The 17,502-nt window shown below is 70.9% G+C and carries 12 protein-coding genes; 9 read left to right on the plus strand and 3 right to left on the minus strand.

Features of this window, described 5'->3' with window-relative positions; translation table 11 throughout:
• The first annotated feature begins 110 nt into the window (after positions 1-110).
• The 5 genes from AC02VZ_RS23895 (at position 111) to AC02VZ_RS23915 (ending at position 4,441) form a co-directional block, all read left to right on the plus strand.
• On the plus strand, positions 111-569 hold the full coding sequence (locus AC02VZ_RS23895; RefSeq protein WP_476476359.1) for a hypothetical protein: 459 nt from the start codon (positions 111-113) through the stop codon (positions 567-569).
• On the plus strand, positions 569-2,350 hold the full coding sequence (locus AC02VZ_RS23900) for a WXG100 family type VII secretion target (RefSeq protein WP_476476360.1): 1,782 nt from the start codon (positions 569-571) through the stop codon (positions 2,348-2,350). Before AC02VZ_RS23895 ends, AC02VZ_RS23900 begins: the two co-directional genes overlap by 1 nt.
• A gap of 117 nt (positions 2,351-2,467) precedes the next feature.
• Positions 2,468-3,667 (plus strand): S8 family serine peptidase, encoded by a 1,200-nt coding sequence (locus tag AC02VZ_RS23905; protein ID WP_432057815.1) that lies wholly within the window; start codon positions 2,468-2,470, stop codon positions 3,665-3,667.
• An 86-nt stretch (positions 3,668-3,753) separates the two neighbouring features.
• On the plus strand, positions 3,754-4,095 hold the full coding sequence (locus tag AC02VZ_RS23910; RefSeq protein WP_362101623.1) for a WXG100 family type VII secretion target: 342 nt from the start codon (positions 3,754-3,756) through the stop codon (positions 4,093-4,095).
• A 43-nt stretch (positions 4,096-4,138) separates the two neighbouring features.
• The gene (locus AC02VZ_RS23915) at positions 4,139-4,441 is read left to right on the plus strand and encodes a WXG100 family type VII secretion target (protein WP_432057816.1); all 303 of its coding nucleotides are present in this window, start codon (positions 4,139-4,141) and stop codon (positions 4,439-4,441) included.
• A gap of 117 nt (positions 4,442-4,558) precedes the next feature.
• Here the strand turns inward: AC02VZ_RS23915 and AC02VZ_RS23920 are convergent, their stop codons facing one another.
• Positions 4,559-5,281 carry a hypothetical protein gene (locus AC02VZ_RS23920; protein WP_476476361.1) on the minus strand — a complete coding sequence of 241 codons (723 nt, stop codon included), beginning with the start codon at positions 5,279-5,281 and terminating at the stop codon, positions 4,559-4,561.
• A 617-nt stretch (positions 5,282-5,898) separates the two neighbouring features.
• Positions 5,899-9,876 carry a type VII secretion protein EccCa gene (gene eccCa / locus AC02VZ_RS23925; RefSeq protein WP_476476362.1) on the minus strand — a complete coding sequence of 1,326 codons (3,978 nt, stop codon included), beginning with the start codon at positions 9,874-9,876 and terminating at the stop codon, positions 5,899-5,901.
• A gap of 554 nt (positions 9,877-10,430) precedes the next feature.
• On the opposite strand from eccCa, the gene eccD reads away from it, so the two are divergent.
• Entirely contained in the window at positions 10,431-11,942 is a 1,512-nt protein-coding gene (gene eccD / locus AC02VZ_RS23930; protein WP_476476363.1) for a type VII secretion integral membrane protein EccD, read from the plus strand.
• A gap of 417 nt (positions 11,943-12,359) precedes the next feature.
• Here eccD and AC02VZ_RS23935 read toward each other — a convergent pair whose 3' ends face one another.
• Positions 12,360-12,641: a DUF397 domain-containing protein gene (locus AC02VZ_RS23935; protein WP_362101609.1), complete on the minus strand. Its 282-nt coding sequence runs from the start codon at positions 12,639-12,641 to the stop codon at positions 12,360-12,362.
• Between the two features lie 439 nt (positions 12,642-13,080).
• Here AC02VZ_RS23935 and rpsO point away from each other — a divergent pair, with 439 nt between their 5' ends.
• The 3 genes from rpsO (at position 13,081) to AC02VZ_RS23950 (ending at position 17,398) form a co-directional block, all read left to right on the plus strand.
• Positions 13,081-13,368: a 30S ribosomal protein S15 gene (rpsO, locus tag AC02VZ_RS23940; RefSeq protein WP_164338358.1), complete on the plus strand. Its 288-nt coding sequence runs from the start codon at positions 13,081-13,083 to the stop codon at positions 13,366-13,368.
• Between the two features lie 422 nt (positions 13,369-13,790).
• A complete protein-coding gene (locus tag AC02VZ_RS23945; protein ID WP_432057820.1) occupies positions 13,791-16,022 on the plus strand; it encodes a polyribonucleotide nucleotidyltransferase in 2,232 nt (743 codons plus the stop codon).
• On the plus strand, positions 16,019-17,398 hold the full coding sequence (locus AC02VZ_RS23950; protein ID WP_432057821.1) for a M16 family metallopeptidase: 1,380 nt from the start codon (positions 16,019-16,021) through the stop codon (positions 17,396-17,398). The genes AC02VZ_RS23945 and AC02VZ_RS23950 overlap by 4 nt, the downstream gene beginning before the upstream one ends.
• The last annotated feature ends 104 nt before the right edge of the window (positions 17,399-17,502 follow it).

Raw genomic sequence — 17,502 nt, forward strand, 5'->3', positions numbered from 1 at the left:
CCGTTGCGGTCGTGATCGCTTCGGGGCGCGAACGGAACAACGCCCGAGCGGGTCCGACCGGCCACGGCACGGGGACAACGGGGCAGCAGTACCCACGGGGAGGAAGAAGCATGGGGCTTCCAGAGGAGGACAGGGCCGGAGCACCGGGCAAAGCGTCCGGATCGGCGGACCTGCGCCGCGGCGTGATGGCGCTGTCGAAGTTCAAGGAGAAGGTGGACGACCTCCTCGAAACCTTCGAGGGATCACCGGGCGGCCCGGCCAAGGTCTCGGCCCACAGCCTTCCGCAGACCGCCTTCGGCACCGGCGCCTTCCCCGAGGGCAAACAGCTCCACCTCGAGTACGAACGCGTCCACGAGCGGATCACCGCGCTGTCCAAGTCCCTCGGCCTGCAACTCGAAGCCATGCGCATCGCCGTGCACGGCGTGGACGTCGACTTCGACAACCTCGAGGAGGAGCAGCGCCGCCAGTTCCACCTGATCCGGACCGAGGTCAACCGGACCAGCGAGGAGATGCGCGACGCCCGGGACAAGCGGGACAACAAGGCGGACCAGACCGACGGGGGGTACTGATGAGCGGCGACAAGAACAGGCCGGATCCCTACCAGGACGAGCGCGAGGACGCCACCTCGCAGAACGGCGCCCTGGACGCGGTCATGAACATGACCCGCGTCGTCAACCCGTTCAACCCCCTCTCGCCCTTCCCGAACGCCCGGGGCATCCACTTCGCGTCCACCAACTTCGAGGGCTACGACCTCAACGACATGGTGGACATCGTGGAATCGGCCAACCCCGAACTCCTCGAGTCCGCGGGCGAGGCGCTCCTCGCCGCCCGCACCGCCATCGAGGAGGCCGCGGACATACTCGACGGTGACCTCAAGAACATCGACTGGAAGGGCGAGGCCCACGACGCCTTCCAGAAGTGGGCCAAGAGCCTCGTCACCACCGCCAAGGGCTTGGCGAACTACGCGGAAACCGTCGGCACCCAGGTCATGGCCGCCGGCTCCGGCCTCGCCTCCGTCCGCAAGTCCATGCCCCCGCGCGACTCCCGCGCCGACCCCAAGACCGTCGACGACATCCCGCCCATCCAGCGGCTCGACACGAACGAGGAGTTCACCGCCGCCCGCAAGGCGGAACAGAACCGCCAGGAAGCCATCAACCAGATGTACCGGCTGGCGTCGTTCTACCGGGTGTCGCAGGGGAAGATGGCCTCGGCGGAGGAGCCGGTGTTCCCGAAGATGCCGGATGTGGGGGTCCCGAAGCCGCTGCCCTACGAGAGCTTGCCCACGCCGCCTGCGTCGGAACAGCAGTTGCCCGCTGCCTCCTACGACGCCCGCACCACAGCGCAGAGCGAACGGGGAGCGGAGCTCGGGCGGCAGTCCGTGGACGCGCAGGCATCGCTCAAGGAAGCGACCAAGCCCGATGGGCTGCCGAAGTCGAATGTCGGCACGGAGATCAACACCGTCGGCACCCTGCCTCCTCAGGAAGCAGTGAGGCCGCCGACGGCCGGTGCGCCGTCGGCGACAGCCGGTCCCGTCGGCCAGTCGGGTCCCGTTCCTCCCATGGCGCCCAGCATGATGCCGCCCGCCCTGCGCGGAACGGCGGGGCGCCCGATGGGTGGCCCTGGCGGGTTGCCCGTGGGCAAGGTTCCTCCCGCGGCGCACGGTCCGGCCGGCGCGCCGGGGCGGAACGGCCCGATCGGGCGTATGGGGCCGGGTGCCATGGGCACGGGGCCGGGCATGGGAGCGGGGGGCGCCGGGCCGATGGGCAGGGCCACCGGTCCGCTGGGTCCCGTCGGGCGTGGCGCCATGCCAGGGGCCTCCGGCGCAGGGAGCGGCACCGCGGGACGCGGCATCGTCGGTGGCGTACCGAGAAATGCGACGCCGATGCCAGGTCCCGTAGGCGGCGGCGCTCGCGGGCCGATGGGCCCCATGGGACCACCACTGGCAGGCCGCAGCGGAACCCCCGGCCGACGCGGTGACGGCGTGGTAGGCGGACGCCCTGTAGTCGGGGCACCGCAGTCCGGTGCCGGGACAACCCCGAGGCTGCCACGCAGCAACGTCATTGGCGGAGAGGGCGCAGCCGCGGCCCGCTCGAACGGGCAGAGGCCCGGTCAACAAGGCGTGATCGGAGCACCCCCCGGGACAGCGAACAGGGCACCATCGGGCCGCCGTCCAGCCGGCAGCTCCGAGGGTGTCATCGGAGCGCCTACGGCGGCTGGGGCGGCCTCCAAGAAGAGTGGCCGCTCATCTGAGGAACCCGCAGCGCGGCATGGCGCGTCAAAGGGCCGGAACGCCGGCTCGGGCCGTGCACGTCGCCGGGGGCGCCGCGACGACACATCGGCGTCCAACTGACCGGATGGACAAGGGACAGGCAGAAGCATGGTGTCAAGGGTGAGCCGACTCGCTGGGCGGAACACGTCTGCGGCCTCGCAGAGACGGAACAGGAGACGGAGCGCCGTCATCTGCTCGATGGTCGGCGCTGTCGCTCTGCTGTCGACCGGTCTCACGACGGGCGCCGCAGCCGCCGACGTGCAGTCCAAGCAGTGGTATCTGTCGGCGATGAAGGCCGAGGGGATGTGGAAGGTCAGCACCGGTGAGGGCATCAAGGTTGCTGTGATCGACAGCGGCGTCAATCCTGACACTCCTTCTCTCAGAGGTCAGGTCCTTGCTGGTGAAGTGCCGGAGTCCGTGGGCCACGAAGCGACTGAGGACTATTCGGGTCACGGCACGAGCATGGCTGAGCTGATCGCCGGCACGGGGGCGGGCGGTGGACTCAAGGGACTGGCCCCGGGAGCGAAGATCGTTCCCTACCGGGTCGCCCTCGTCGGCTCGACAGCCAGGAAGCCCGTGAAGAACGCCCCCGACGTCGCAGAGGTGATCAGGGCCGTTGCTGACAGTGACGCTCGGATCATCAACATGTCGTTCGGCGTCGATGCCGAGAGCGACGAGGAAATGGCGGCAGTCAAGTACGCCCATTCCAAGGGGAAGCTGATGATCGCCGCTGCCGGCAACGATGCGATGAAGCGCAACCTCATCGACTACCCGGCTGCTTACCCCTACGTCGTAGGCGTCGCCGCCACCGATGAGTCCGGCAAGGTCGCCAAATTCTCCGAGCACGGTAACTACATCGATGTGGCTGCGCCGGGGGTGAACATGCCTTCCTACTGCGACGCCACCCTCCGTTCCTATTGCGACGGCGACGGCGGCACCAGTGGCGCCACCGCCCTCACCTCCGCCGCAGCCGCCCTGATCTGGTCCGCGCACCCCGACTGGACCGCCAACCAGGTCCTCGCCAGCCTCATCGACACCGCCAGTCGCGACTGGGCCAAGGACGACCCGAGCATCTACCTCGGCTACGGCCTGATCCGCCCCCGCAAGGTGCTGGAGAAGCCGGACTTCGACCCCGGCCCGCCCGATGTCGACCCGTTGGCCCGGGAGAACGAGAAGGGTGTGCTCGACGAGTCGGGCAAGCCCGTCTCCGCGTCCGGTTCGCCGTCCGCGAAGCCCTCGGAAGGGTCGGCGGACGACCGGTCCTCGGTGTCCGCCTCCGCCGAGGACGCCTCCGACAGCGGCAACACCACCCTCTGGGTGGTCCTCGGAGGTGTGGCCGCGGCCGTGGCCCTCTGCGGCGGCGCCTTCGCCGTGCTCCGTTCACGGCGGACCCCCTAGCCCGACCCCGACCACCCACCACCGCGCGGTGAGCCACACGCACCACGACCCACCGCACCACCGCACTCACGAAAGGGACCGCCGACATGGCTGACGGCCGCAAGCTCTACGAGGCCCAGGTACAGAAGCTCCAGACCAACGTCATCGACCGGTACGACTCGATCCGTCAGTCGCTCGCCCGCCTCCAGGGCACGATCGACATGATCGAGAAGCACTGGACGGGCCAGGGCGCCATCGCGTTCGACAAGAAGCAGACGGAGATCAACGGCCACATGGCCGCGATCGGCCGGATGCTCGACGACTTCCTCGAGGGCATCGAGCTGAACAAGAAGGACAAGCGGAACCTCGAAAGCCAGATCGAGGCGGACATCGTCAAGATCTCCGTGGACGACCTCGGCGGCAAGACCTCCGCCCTCAGCCAGTACTGACGCGAGCCGACCACCTTCCGGCTCTCAACGAAACGAGGAAACCATGTCCGGAGTCCACTACGACGAACTCGCCGTCAAGTACGGCACGATGGACGCGCTCGCCACCGAGCTGGGCGACCAGGCCAAGAAGCTCGAGGACGACCTCGAAGCCCTCAAGAAGGCCGTGCTCGACGCGGCCGCCGGCTGGGGCGGCGAGGCGTACGAGGAGTTCACCAAGAAGACCAAGGAGTGGGACCGCCACGCCCGGGGCATCCACCAGGCGCTGACGAGCATCGCCCAGCGCGTGGGCACCGCCGGCGGTGACTACCGCGGCGGCGACCTGAAGGGCTCCAGCTACTTCATGTAGTCCGAGCAGGCGGCCGGAGGCACGCACGCCTCACACGAACGGGGTGGACACGCACGGGAGGTGTCCACCCTTTCGTGTGCCCCCGCTCCTGCTGTGCGGCAGCCGTGCCCGCTTCTCTCAGCCCAGTTCCCGCCCCGTGTTCCCCCGCGCCGCGAAAGAACTGTTGAGCGAGTCCTCACGCAGCGAGCGCCGCACCTCGCCGTCCAGACCACGTTCCTTGCTCCAGACGTCGACCATGTCGGCGCTCTGCCGCTCGAGAAGAATCCGACTGCCTTCCGCCTTGCCGCTGAGGAGCGCACGCTGCCACGAGCCCACAAGGTGATGCACCGGATCCTCGTCGTAGGACGACGGCTCGGGAATTCGCTTCGTCAGCCACTGGAGAACCTCCCGCTCCCACTCGGCGGCACCGTCCCGGCCCAGGTCCTCCCGCACGTCCTCGGCCACCGCGTCCAGCGCACCGAGCATGTGGGCGTTGCGCGCAGGTGGAGCCGTGAGCTCGGCGCCGGTCGCGTCCCGTTCCACCGCTGCAAGTCCTTCCGCAGCGTGCCGAGTCGCTGCCAGCCGGAGGACGACGAACGCCTTGGGCTCCTCGGACACCGCCCGCACGGTCCGGAGCAGCGCAGCGCGCGGAACGGCCATGTGGACGCCATCGTCGTCCTCCCACGCCGGCTCGGAAGCGGAACTTCGGACGACGTAGTCAGCGCTGCCCATACCGAGCATCACACCTGTGTCCGACGCGTAGTCCGCGAGCGATTCGGCAAGCGGCACACCCACCCCCGGATCCAGACGGCCCCCGGCCCTCGTCACCTCGTCGTCGACAGCCAGGAGCACATCCTTCATGGCCTGAGCCTGCCGAAGTGAGTGCCGACCCGGCAGGGACCCCACGGTGACCTCTCGTACCACCGCCCCGAGCCCGGAGCAGTCCATTCCGGGCATGTGGGAGTCACCCAACGCTTCCTGGACACGTTTGTCTTGCAACAGGTTCTCGCAACCGTCGCTCTCATCGTCGGGGCCGAAGAAGAGCCATGCTCCGATCCCGGCTACGGCTGCGCATGCTGCGGCGATCAGTACGAGGAGGTATGAGTGACGGTTGCGGGGCAAGGGCTTTCGAGGCATGAAAGTTCCTGGGGCTGAAGGGCTGCGGAGCGCGATCAGTTCGTCGTGTCCGTCAGGTACTTCGCAGCGGTGCGCGAACCACGGTCGTGGCCGTTGGGAATGCCGTCGGTGAGCCGGGTCTCCGCGCCGGGCGGCCCCACACGTGGTGTCGCCGACGCGGAGGTAGCCGTCTCCCGTCGACGCTGCGCAAGTGCATGGGCGAGGGGCTGACACAGATTCCTGGATACGGGCGCGCCGGCGAACCCACGCGGTCAGAGCACCGGCTGAAGCGGTTCACCGCCGGCCCGGCCGAAGCGCCCCACAGCCCCGGCCGTACGACCCACCGACCAGCCGGCCCGCCCCTACAACTCCTCCTCCGCCACCAGCCCCGTCTGCACCAGCGGGCGCCCCCGGCGCCGGGAGACGAACACGCCCCGCCCGGCCGGCATCGGGCGCGGGCGGACGCCGCCGAGCACGTCGCCCTCCCCGGGGTCACCGGCCAGGACGACGCCCTGGGCGCCGAGTTCCTTGATGCGCTGCATGAACGCCTCGTACGACGCGCGGCTCGCGCCGGCCGTGGAGCGGGCGATGATGAAGCGGACGCCGACGTCCCGGGCGAACGGGAGCAGTTCGGTCAGGCCGCTCAGCGGGTTGCCGCTGGACGTGGCGACGAGGTCGAAGTCGTCGATGACCACGTACACGGTCGGGCCCTGCCACCAGCTGCGGTCCCGGAGCTGCTGTGCGGTGACGTCCGCGGTCGGGGTGCGCCGCTGCATCAGGTCGGCCAGGGCCGCCATGTGGTGCTCCATGGCGTTGGACATGGGGATGTACTCGGCCAGGTGGGTGTCGGGGGTGACACCGAGCAGGGACCGCCGGTTGTCCACCACGAACAGCTTGCACTCGTTGCCCGGGTAGCGCGTGGTGAGCTGCTTGATCAGCAGCTTCAGCAGGTTCGACTTGCCGGACTCGCTCTCGCCGAAGACGAGGAAGAACGGGTCCTGGTCGAAGTCGACGAACACCGGCTCCAGGTTGTCCTCGTCCAGCGCGAACGCCACGCCCCGCCTCGGGAACCGGTCGCCCGGCGGCAGCTGTTCCGCCGGGAACGTACGGGGCAGCAGCCGGACCGCCGGGGCCTCGGAGCCCTGCCAGTGCCGGGACACCTCGGCGGACAGGGCCGCGGTGGCGTCCGCGAGGTCCGTGTCGGAGGTGAGGCCGTCGATGCGCGGCACCGCGGCCATGAAGTGCAGCTTCTGCGGCGACAGACCCCGGCCGGGGACCCCGGCGGGCACGTTCGCGGCGATCTTGCGGTCCAGCTCGGAGTCCATGGTGTCGCCGAGCCGCAGCTCCAGCCGGTTCAGCAGGTTGTCCTTCAGGGCCGACCGCACCTCCATCGAGCGGGAGGCCGACAGGATCAGGTGGACGCCGTAGCCGAGCCCGCGCGTGGCGATGTCGAGGATCACCTGATCGAGTGCCTCGTAGTCGCCGCGGAAGGTGGCCCAGCCGTCGATCACCAGGAAGACGTCGCCCCACGGCTGGTCGGCGACCGAGATGTCCCCACGGGCACGCCGGGTGCGGAACTCCGCGATCGACGAGATGCCCGACGCGCGGAAGTACTCCTCCCGGCGGTTCAGCACACCGTAGACCTCCGCCACCGTCCGCCGGACCTTCTCCGGGTCCAGGCGGGAGGCGATGCCGCCGACGTGCGGCAGCCCGGCCACCGCGGCCATGCCACCACCGCCGAAGTCCAGCCCGTAGAACTGGACTTCCTCGGGGGTGTGGGTCAGGGCGAAGGAACAGATCAGCGAGCGCAGCAGCGTCGACTTGCCGGACTGCGGGCCGCCGAGGATCTGCATGTGGCCGGCCGCGCCCGAGAAGTCCACCCACAGCGGGTCGCGGCGCTGCTCGTACGGCTTGTCGACGAGGCCGACGGGGACGAGCAGCCGGCCCGCTCCCTCGTAGCCGGGCTGGGTCAGGCCTCGGCCCGGCACGGCCGTCAGACCGGGCAGCAGGCCGTCCAGCGAGGGCGGGCTGTCCAGCGGCGGCAGCCAGACCTGGTGCGCGGCCGGGCCCTGGGCCTCCAGCCGCCGGACGACGACGTCCAGCACGGTGTCGGCGAGCGCGTCGTCGACCTCGTCGGGGCCGCCGGGTGCGGCGCCCCGCTGCTGCGGCACGGGCGCGTAGTGCACCGGCACCTCCGCGGCCGTGAACAGCACCGGCCGCCGGTCGACCGGCAGCGGGCCGCCCGCCGCCGGGTTCTGCTGCCCGCCGGAGCGGTAGACGCCGGAGACGTAGGCGGCTTTGAAGCGCGTCATCTCGTCGGTGCCGAACTTGAGGAATCCCGAACCCGGCACGTTCGGCAGTTCGTAGGCGTCCGGCACGCCCAGCGCCGCCCGCGACTCGGCGGCGGAGAAGGTGCGCAGACCGATGCGGTACGACAGATACGTCTCCAGGCCGCGCAACCGGCCCTCCTCCAGACGCTGCGAGGCCAGCAGCAGGTGCACGCCCAGCGACCGGCCGATGCGGCCGATCTGCACGAACATGTCGATGAAGTCCGGCTTGGCGGTGAGCAGTTCGCTGAACTCGTCGATCACCAGCAGCAGCGACGGGATGGGCTGGAGGGGTGCGCCCGCGGCGCGGGCCTTCTCGTAGTCGTGGATGTTGGCGTAGTTGCCCGCGTCGCGCAGCAGCTCCTGGCGGCGGTTGAGCTCACCGCGGATGGAGTCGCCCATGCGGTCGACGAGGGTCAGGTCGTCCGCGAGGTTGGTGATCACCGCGGCCACGTGCGGCATCTGCGCCATGCCGGCGAAGGTGGCGCCGCCCTTGAAGTCGGCGAGGACGAAGTTCAGGGTCTCGGAGGAGTGCGTCACGGCGAGGCCCAGCACCAGGGTGCGCAGCAGCTCCGACTTGCCGGAACCCGTCGCGCCGACGCACAGGCCGTGCGGGCCCATGCCCTCCTGCGCGGCCTCCTTGATGTCGAGCATCACCGGGCGGCCGTCCTCGCCGACGCCGATGGGCACCCGCAGCCGCTCCGCCTGCGACCGCGGCCGCCAGGTCCGCCGGGTGTCGACGGAGGCGGCGTCGCCCAGGTTGAGCAGGTCGGTGAACTCCAGGTTCGCCAGCAGCGGTTCGTCGTCGTCGCCGCCCTCGGCCATCCGCAGCGGCGCCAGCTGGCGGGCCAGGGCCTCGGCGGACTCGTACGACAGGGCGTCCGGCGTTCCCTCGTAGACGGCGCCGTGCGCCGACTCCAGGTGCAGCGACCGCGGCCGGACCACGACGGACAGGTCGCCGCGCACCCCGGCCGGCTCGCCCTCGGTCACCTCGACCAGCGTGACCCCCTGCAGACCCTCCGGGCTGAGCAGCATCGAGTCCGGGGGCAGGGACACGCCGTCGAGCACGACGACGATGTGCGGGGTCTCCGGCAGCGGGGCGGCGTTCGGGTGGAAACGGGGCCGCCCGGTCAGGCGGGAGGAGAGCAGGTCCTCCGTCTCCCGGGGGTCGGCGCCGATCAGACGGCGGGTCCCGGCGCCGTCCGCGACCCCGGACAGCTGGACGTGCGGCAGCCACTTGGCCCACTCCCAGTGCGCCAGTGCCTCCCGCCCGGCCACCACGGCGACGATCAGGTCCTCGGGGGAGTGCAGCGCGGTCAGCGAACCGACCAGGGCCCGTGCGGAGGACCGCACCGACTCCGGCTCACCGCCCAGCGTCACGTGGTAGAACGCCCGCAGCGACACGGCCATCGGCAGGTCGTCCAGCGTGCCGTGGACCGCGACGAACCGCTGCATCGCCCCCGCGGCGAGCGGCTCCAGCTGCTCCACCGGACCCGTCTCGGGGGTGACCAGCTCGGTGGCCAGCGCCTGCGGACCGAGCCCGATGCGCACCTGCCCGAAGTCCTCGTCGCCGGGCCGCCGTTCCCAGACGCGGCTGCCCTCCGCCACCAGGGCCCACAACTGGTCCGGCGACGGATGCAGGTAGTACTGGGCGTCGCGCTGCCTGCGCGCCGTCTCCTGGACCGTCCGGCGGGTCTGGGAGAGGTAACTCAGGTAGTCCCGGCGCAGATCGGCGAGCTGACCCTGGGATCCCCGGCGGAAGCGGATCACCATCGCGATCGACATGGCGATCGTCGACGCGATCATCACCATGCCCATGATCCGCATGAACGGCTGACCGCTGGTGAAGAAGAACACCACCGAACCGCCCATGCCGAGCGTCGGCAGCAGCTGCATCAGCACGCTTTCCCGGTGGTCCCGCGGCAACTCGGGCGGCGGCTGCACCACGACCTCACCGGACGGCACCTCGGGCGGCAGCGCTCGTGGCGGACGCTTCACGACGATCTGGGTCACTGCTCACCAATTCCCTTGGCGGCCCGCCGGGTTTGTCGTCCACCACCCCGTGTCAGGCGGACGAGGGCCGCCGCGCGATCCTACTGATCCCCTCACGTGCCGACGGACGGTAGGGTGCCGGATGTTCGCGTCAGCACACGCGAACCCGGCCGGGAATATGGGGCATACGTGAGATCCGGCGCGGCGGGGAACGCCGTCCCGGACCGCACGGGCCCGCACCCGGCTGCCGAACAGCCGTCAACCGCCTGCTCCACGGCGGGCAGTGGCACCGCCGGAAGAAAACACAGGCCCTTCACCCCGTACCCACGGACCGGGGCCCGTGACGCAGGGCGGAGGCCACCGGGCCGCACCGACTCGGCGACGACGCAGTACCGTGCACGACCGAAGCAGTACGGGCGTCGTGCGGACGCAGCACGAAACAGTGACGCAGTACGCGACAGTACGGACGCGCTCCGGACAGGGTGCGGACGCGCTCCGGACGCAGTGCGGACTGCAGTACGGACTCAGTACGGATTCAGTACGGACGCAGCACCGAGGGGGAACAGCAGGTGAGCATGACGGCCTCGACGGCGGCCACCGGCCCGGGCGGACCGGGGCAGGGGACGCCACCCACCCGGGCGGCACAGGGACTCGGTTTCTGCCGGGTCACCATCGTCGCCCCCGACAGCCGCATCGACGTGGCCCTGCCCGACGACGTGCCGGTCGCCGACGTCTACCCCGAGATCCTCCGCCTCTCCCGGCAGACCGCCGAGGAGGGCGCCCCGGTCGGCTACCACCTCGTCCGCCGGGACGGGACCGTCCTCGACAGTTCCCGCTCCTTCGCGGCACAGCGCATTCTCGACGGCGAACTCCTCACCCTGCGCCCGTTCTCCGCATCGCTCCCGCCGGCCGTCTTCGACGACGTCTCCGAAGCGGTCGCCTCCGCCGTGACCCGCGACCGCTCCCTGTGGCGTGACGACCTCACCCGCGCGGCGGGCCTGACCGGCGGCGGGGTGCTGCTCGCCCTGCTCGCGTTCGTCGCCTGGTCCGCCGACCCGCGCCACGACATGCACGGCCTGCCCGGCATCCTCGCGGGCGTCACCGGCGTGCTCCTCGTGGTCCTCGGCTGCGTCCGGGCCCGCGTCTACGACGACCGTGCCGCGGGCGTCGCGCTCGGGCTCGCTGCCCTGCCGAACGCCGGCGTGGCCGGTTCCGGGCTGCTCTCGCTGTCCGAGGGGCAGGGCATCGGCAAGCTGCAGTTCCTGCTGGCCTGCGCGGCCGTCCTGGTGGCCTCGGTGGTCCTCACCCTGTGCTCCCCGCGCGGCGACGGCCCGTTCGTCGCCTTCGCGGTCGCCTCCGGCCTCGCCCTCGCCGCCACCTTCGGGGCGCTCCTCGGCGACTGGACCCCGTCCGAGACGGCCGCCCTGTGCGCCCCCGTCGCCGTCGGGGCACTGGCCTTCCTGCCGGGCATGTCGATGCGTTTCGCCCGCCTGCCCATCGGCTTCGACGCACCGGACACCACCCACCGCACCGCGTACGGCGCCGACCCCGAACCCCAGGAACCGGTCGACGCCGAACGCATCGGCGCGCAGGCCCGGCGCGGTCACGAACTGCTCGTCGGCCTGGTCGGCGGCTGCGCCCTGCTCGCCGCAGGCTCCGCGCTGGTGCTCGGCTTCTCGGACGACGTGTGGGCCCAGCTGCTGGCGCTGGCCACCGGCATCGCGCTGCTGATGCGCGCCCAGCTGTTCCGCTACACCGCGCAGGTCGCCGGTCTGCTGGCCGCCGGCCTCGGGTCACTGGTGGCACTCGGCCTCGGGCTGGCGCTCAACCCGCCGCACGCCCTGGTCCGCGACGCGCTCACCGGCGACCGGGCCGACCTGGACCTCCGTACGGTCTGGCTGGTCGCGGCCATCGCCGTGGCGGCCGCGATCATCACCGCGATCGGACTGATGGCCTCCCGCACCGGACTCACGCCCTTCTGGGGCCGCTTCCTGGAGATCGCCGAGGGCTTCGTCCTGCTGACGCTGGTCCCCCTCGCGCTGGCTGTCTTCGAGGTCTACCAGTCGGTGCGGTCGATGACCGGCTGACGGACGACGAGCGGACGCCCTACGGGCAGCCGACCGACGCCTGACGGACGGCCGGCCGACCGGGCCCGCCGCGTCGGGGCACACGGCGCACGTGCGTGGGCCGCGCGCCGTGCGACGCGCTGCCACGCACGCCGACGCGCCCCACAGCCGGGCGTGCACCGCACGACTACGCGCGGGCGTGCGCCGCACCACCACACGCGGGGCGTGCACACCGCACAGCCACAAGCGGGCGTGCGCCGCACCCCGTCGCCACCCGCCGGCGCGCAGCAGCGAGGCAGGGCGCGCCCCGCGCCCGTCAGCGGGCGCTCCGGTGACGCGCCCCTCCGGCACGTCCACCCCGGCGCTGCGATGCTGCGCATCCGGGCGCCGGGCGGACGGACGTCCCGCCCGCTCCGGCACCTTCCGGCGCGCGTGGGATCAGCCCGCCTCGGGCCCCGCCGGCTCCAGGTCGAACTCCCCGTCCCGGGCGCCCAGCACGAAGGCCCGCCACTCCGCCTCCGTGTACCGGAGCACGGTGTCCGGGTCCAGGGAGGACCGCATGGCCACCGCACCACCGGGCAGGTAGGCGATCTCGACCCGCTCCTCGTGCTCCTCGGTGCCCGGTGCGCTGTGCCATTCGACGCCGGAGATGTCGAGCCCGTACAGCTCGTCCTTCTCCCGCTCCTTGCGCGCCCTGATCTCCTCAGCCGTCTCCGCCATGCCGCAGCGACCCCTTTCCGCCTGTTCCGTCTGTTCCGACTGTCCACCTGCTGTGCCGTACTCTCCGGTGACGGCGACCGCGACCGTGACCGCGACCCGACCGGCGACCCCGGCGCAGACCGTGGACCCCGGCCACCACAACCCTGCGCCCCGACCGCTGACGGCGACCGCGCCGCGAGCCGGACCTGCCCGGCGTGTCCACGGTCCGGCGCTCACCCTAGTGGCCGCGAGCCCTCCACCAGGGCGGTTCCGCGGACCGTGGACGGGAGCCCCGTCACCGCCTGATAGGCTGGCCGATGGCCGTTTGTGTACGCACCCCCGGAGCGCCCGCTCTGGAGGCCGCGCCCAGCGGATCCGCGCCTTCCGAGTCATGGAAGATCCCCCGAGACGAAGACCGGGGGCACTCGGTGGCCACTCATCACACCTTTGAGGAGTACGCGTGTCGCTCGACGCCGCTACGAAGAAGCAGATCATCTCCGAGTTCAGCACCAAGGAGGGCGACACCGGCTCCCCCGAGGTCCAGGTCGCGCTGCTGTCCCGCCGGATCTCGGACCTGACGGAGCACCTCAAGACCCACAAGCACGACCACCACTCCCGTCGTGGTCTGCTGATCCTGGTCGGTCAGCGCCGCCGGCTGCTGCAGTACCTGGCCAAGAAGGACATCGCGCGCTTCCGTGCGCTGGTCGACCGCCTCGGCATCCGTCGCGGTGCGGCGGGCGCCAAGTAGGACGGCGTGAGGGGAGCGGTTCCCTGAAGGATCGGGGACCGCTCCCTTTGCTGTACGTGCGGAGTGTCACCGCCTCTTTGTAGTGTGGTAACACACGCCTTGGGAACAACTCACCGTGACGCTCGGCCGCACCCGCGGGACGGACGCCACAGACGTCCGCACCGCACCCGCGGCACTGACGTCACAGACGCCCGCACCGCAATCCGCGGCACGGACGTCACGGACGCCCCTCGGGGCGTCACGACGCAAGGGGAGAAGCGCACCTCGCCGCCGCCGGTCCTCGGTAGTGGCCCCCGGGCAATGCGAACCCGGGAGCTTCGATCGAAGACCGGCCCGCACCAGACGGAGCGCTTCTCCACCACGTCCCCCACGCCACACGGGCGCGAGGGACGAAAAGACGACATGTAACGGAGAAGACACTGGTGGAGAACGAGACCCACTACGCCGAAGCCGTCATCGACAACGGATCCTTCGGCACCCGCACCATCCGCTTCGAGACGGGCCGCCTGGCCCGTCAGGCCGCCGGTTCCGCCGTGGCCTACCTGGACGACGACACCATGGTGCTGTCGGCCACCACCGCTTCCAAGAACCCCAAGGACCAGCTCGACTTCTTCCCGCTCACGGTGGACGTCGAGGAGCGGATGTACGCCGCGGGCCGCATCCCCGGCTCGTTCTTCCGCCGTGAGGGCCGCCCCTCCGAGGACGCCATCCTCACCTGCCGCCTCATCGACCGCCCGCTGCGCCCGTCCTTCAAGAAGGGCCTGCGCAACGAGATCCAGGTCGTCGCCACGATCATGGCGCTCAACCCCGACCACCTGTACGACGTGGTGGCCATCAACGCCGCCTCCGCGTCCACGCAGCTGGCCGGACTGCCCTTCTCCGGCCCGATCGGCGGCGTCCGCGTCGCGCTGATCCGCGGCCAGTGGGTGGCCTTCCCGACGCACACCGAGCTCGAGGACGCCGTCTTCGACATGGTCGTCGCGGGCCGCGTCCTGGAGGACGGCGACGTCGCGATCATGATGGTCGAGGCCGAGGCCACCGAGAAGACCGTCAAGCTGGTCGAGGGCGGCGCCGAGGCCCCCACCGAGGAGGTCGTGGCCGCCGGTCTGGAGGCCGCGAAGCCCTTCATCAAGGTGCTCTGCAAGGCGCAGTCCGACCTCGCCGCGAAGGCCGCCAAGCCCACCGGCGAGTTCCCGATCTTCCTGGACTACCAGGACGACGTCCTCGAGGCGTTGACCGCCGCGGTCAAGCCCGAGCTCGCCCAGGCGCTCACCATCGCCGGCAAGCAGGACCGCGAGGCCGAGCTCGACCGCGTGAAGTCCCTCGCCGCCGAGAAGCTCCTGCCGGAGTTCGAGGGCCGCGAGAAGGAGATCTCCGCCGCCTACCGCGCGCTGACCAAGTCCCTGGTGCGCGAGCGCGTCATCAAGGAGAAGAAGCGCATCGACGGCCGCGGACTCACCGACATCCGCACCCTGGCCGCCGAGGTCGAGGCCATCCCGCGGGTGCACGGCTCGGCCCTGTTCGAGCGTGGCGAGACCCAGATCCTGGGCGTCACCACCCTCAACATGCTCCGCATGGAGCAGCAGCTGGACACCCTCTCCCCGGTGACCCGCAAGCGCTACATGCACAACTACAACTTCCCGCCCTACTCCGTCGGCGAGACCGGCCGCGTGGGCTCCCCCAAGCGCCGCGAGATCGGCCACGGCGCTCTCGCCGAGCGCGCCATCGTGCCGGTGCTGCCGACCCGCGAGGAGTTCCCCTACGCGATCCGCCAGGTGTCCGAGGCCCTCGGCTCCAACGGCTCGACGTCCATGGGCTCCGTCTGCGCCTCCACCATGTCGCTGCTGAACGCCGGTGTGCCGCTCAAGGCCCCGGTCGCCGGCATCGCCATGGGCCTGATCTCCCAGGAGATCAACGGCGAGACGCACTACGTCGCCCTCACCGACATCCTCGGTGCGGAGGACGCCTTCGGCGACATGGACTTCAAGGTCGCCGGCACCAAGGAGTTCGTGACCGCCCTCCAGCTCGACACCAAGCTGGACGGCATCCCCGCCTCCGTCCTGGCCGCCGCCCTCAAGCAGGCCCGTGACGCCCGCCTCCACATCCTCGACGTGATGATGGAAGCGATCGACACGCCCGACGAGATGTCCCCGAACGCGCCGCGGATCATCACCGTGAAGATCCCGGTCGACAAGATCGGCGAGGTCATCGGCCCGAAGGGCAAGATGATCAACCAGATCCAGGAGGACACCGGCGCCGAGATCACCATCGAGGACGACGGCACCATCTACATCGGTGCCGCCGACGGTCCGGCCGCCGAGGCCGCCCGCGCCACGATCAACGGCATCGCCAACCCGACGATGCCCGAGGTCGGCGAGCGCTACCTGGGCACGGTCGTCAAGACCACCACCTTCGGCGCGTTCGTCTCCCTGCTGCCCGGCAAGGACGGCCTGCTGCACATCTCGCAGATCCGCAAGCTGGCCGGCGGCAAGCGCGTGGAGAACGTCGAGGACGTGCTCGGCGTGGGCCAGAAGGTCCAGGTCGAGATCGCCGAGATCGACTCCCGCGGCAAGCTCTCCCTGATCCCCGTGATCGAGGGCGAGGACGAGTCCGGCAACGGCTCCGACGAGACGAAGGACGACGCCGCCAAGTGACGTCCCGTGGCTTCCAGGCGACGGCCCGCACCTCCCCGGAGGCGCGGGCCGTCGCCCGTACCCAAACCCTGATCAAGGGCGAGAACGGCACCGGCACCGTCCGCAGGACCACCCTCCCGGGCGGCCTGCGCATCGTCACCGAGACCCTGCCCTCGGTCCGCTCCGCCACCTTCGGCATCTGGGCACACGTCGGCTCCCGCGACGAGACCCCGGCGCTCAACGGCGCCACGCACTACCTTGAACACCTGCTCTTCAAGGGCACCGCCCGCCGCTCCGCGCTCGACATCTCCGCCGCCCTCGACGCGGTCGGCGGCGAGATGAACGCGTTCACGGCCAAGGAGTACACGTGCTACTACGCGCGCGTGCTCGACACCGACCTGCCGCTCGCCATCGACGTGGTGTGCGACATGCTCACCGGCTCCCTGATCCGCGAGGAGGACGTCGACGTCGAACGCGGCGCCATCCTCGAAGAGATCGCCATGACCGAGGACGACCCCGGCGACTGCGTGCACGACCTCTTCGCGCACACCATGTTCGGCGACAACCCCCTCGGCCGCCCCGTCCTCGGCACGGTCGACACCGTCAACGCCCTGACCGCCGACCGCATCCGGCGCTTCTACCGCAAGCACTACGACCCCACCCACCTGGTCGTCGCCTGCGCCGGGAACATCGACCACGGCACGGTCGTCCGCCAGGTCCGGGCCGCCTTCGAGAAGGCCGGCGCGTTCCGCGACCCGGCCGCCGTCCCGATCGCCCCGCGCGGCGGACGCCGCGCCCTGCGCACCGCCGGCCGGGTCGAGCTCCTCGACCGCAGGACCGAGCAGGCGCACATCGTCCTCGGCATGCCCGGCCTGGCCCGCACCGACGACCGCCGCTGGGCCCTCGGCGTGCTCAACACCGCCCTCGGCGGCGGCATGTCCTCCCGCCTGTTCCAGGAGGTCCGAGAGAAGCGCGGCCTGGCCTACAGCGTGTACTCCTACACCTCCGGCTTCGCCGACTGCGGCCTGTTCGGCGTGTACGCGGGCTGCCGGCCCTCCCAGGTGCACGACGTACTGAAGATCTGCCGCGACGAACTCGACCAGGTCGCCGCGCACGGCCTGCCCGACGAGGAGATCGAACGCGCCGTCGGCCAGCTCCGCGGCTCCACCGTCCTCGGACTGGAGGACACCGGCGCGCTGATGAACCGCATCGGCAAGAGCGAGCTGTGCTGGGGCGATCAGATGTCGGTCGACGACATGCTCGCCCGGATAGCCTCGGTCACCCCGGACGACGTCCGCGCCGTCGCCCGCGACATCCTGGGACGCCGGCCCTCCCTGTCGGTCATCGGCCCGCTCAAGGACAAGCAGGCGGCGCGGCTGCACGACGCCGTCGCCTGACAGTGAGGATGTGACGTGGTGACGCCGCTGGTGGGTCTGACCCCTCGCCTGACTGACGTCTCGACTGTCCTGTTTGGGATTTGTCGGCCCACCGGGCGTCACCA

It is taken from the genome of Streptomyces sp. 3-6 (genome assembly GCF_056323165.1).

Excerpts from the sequence above, each read along its gene's own strand:
- AC02VZ_RS23895 (WP_476476359.1), top strand. The coding sequence starts at position 111 with ATGGGGCTTCCAGAGGAGGACAGGGCCGGAGCACCGGGCAAAGCGTCC.
- AC02VZ_RS23900 (WP_476476360.1), top strand. The coding sequence starts at position 569 with ATGAGCGGCGACAAGAACAGGCCGGATCCCTACCAGGACGAGCGCGAG.
- AC02VZ_RS23905 (WP_432057815.1), top strand. The coding sequence starts at position 2,468 with ATGGTCGGCGCTGTCGCTCTGCTGTCGACCGGTCTCACGACGGGCGCC.
- AC02VZ_RS23910 (WP_362101623.1), top strand. The coding sequence starts at position 3,754 with ATGGCTGACGGCCGCAAGCTCTACGAGGCCCAGGTACAGAAGCTCCAG.
- AC02VZ_RS23915 (WP_432057816.1), top strand. The coding sequence starts at position 4,139 with ATGTCCGGAGTCCACTACGACGAACTCGCCGTCAAGTACGGCACGATG.
- AC02VZ_RS23920 (WP_476476361.1), bottom strand. The coding sequence starts at position 5,281 with ATGAAGGATGTGCTCCTGGCTGTCGACGACGAGGTGACGAGGGCCGGG.
- eccD (WP_476476363.1), top strand. The coding sequence starts at position 10,431 with ATGACGGCCTCGACGGCGGCCACCGGCCCGGGCGGACCGGGGCAGGGG.
- AC02VZ_RS23935 (WP_362101609.1), bottom strand. The coding sequence starts at position 12,641 with ATGGCGGAGACGGCTGAGGAGATCAGGGCGCGCAAGGAGCGGGAGAAG.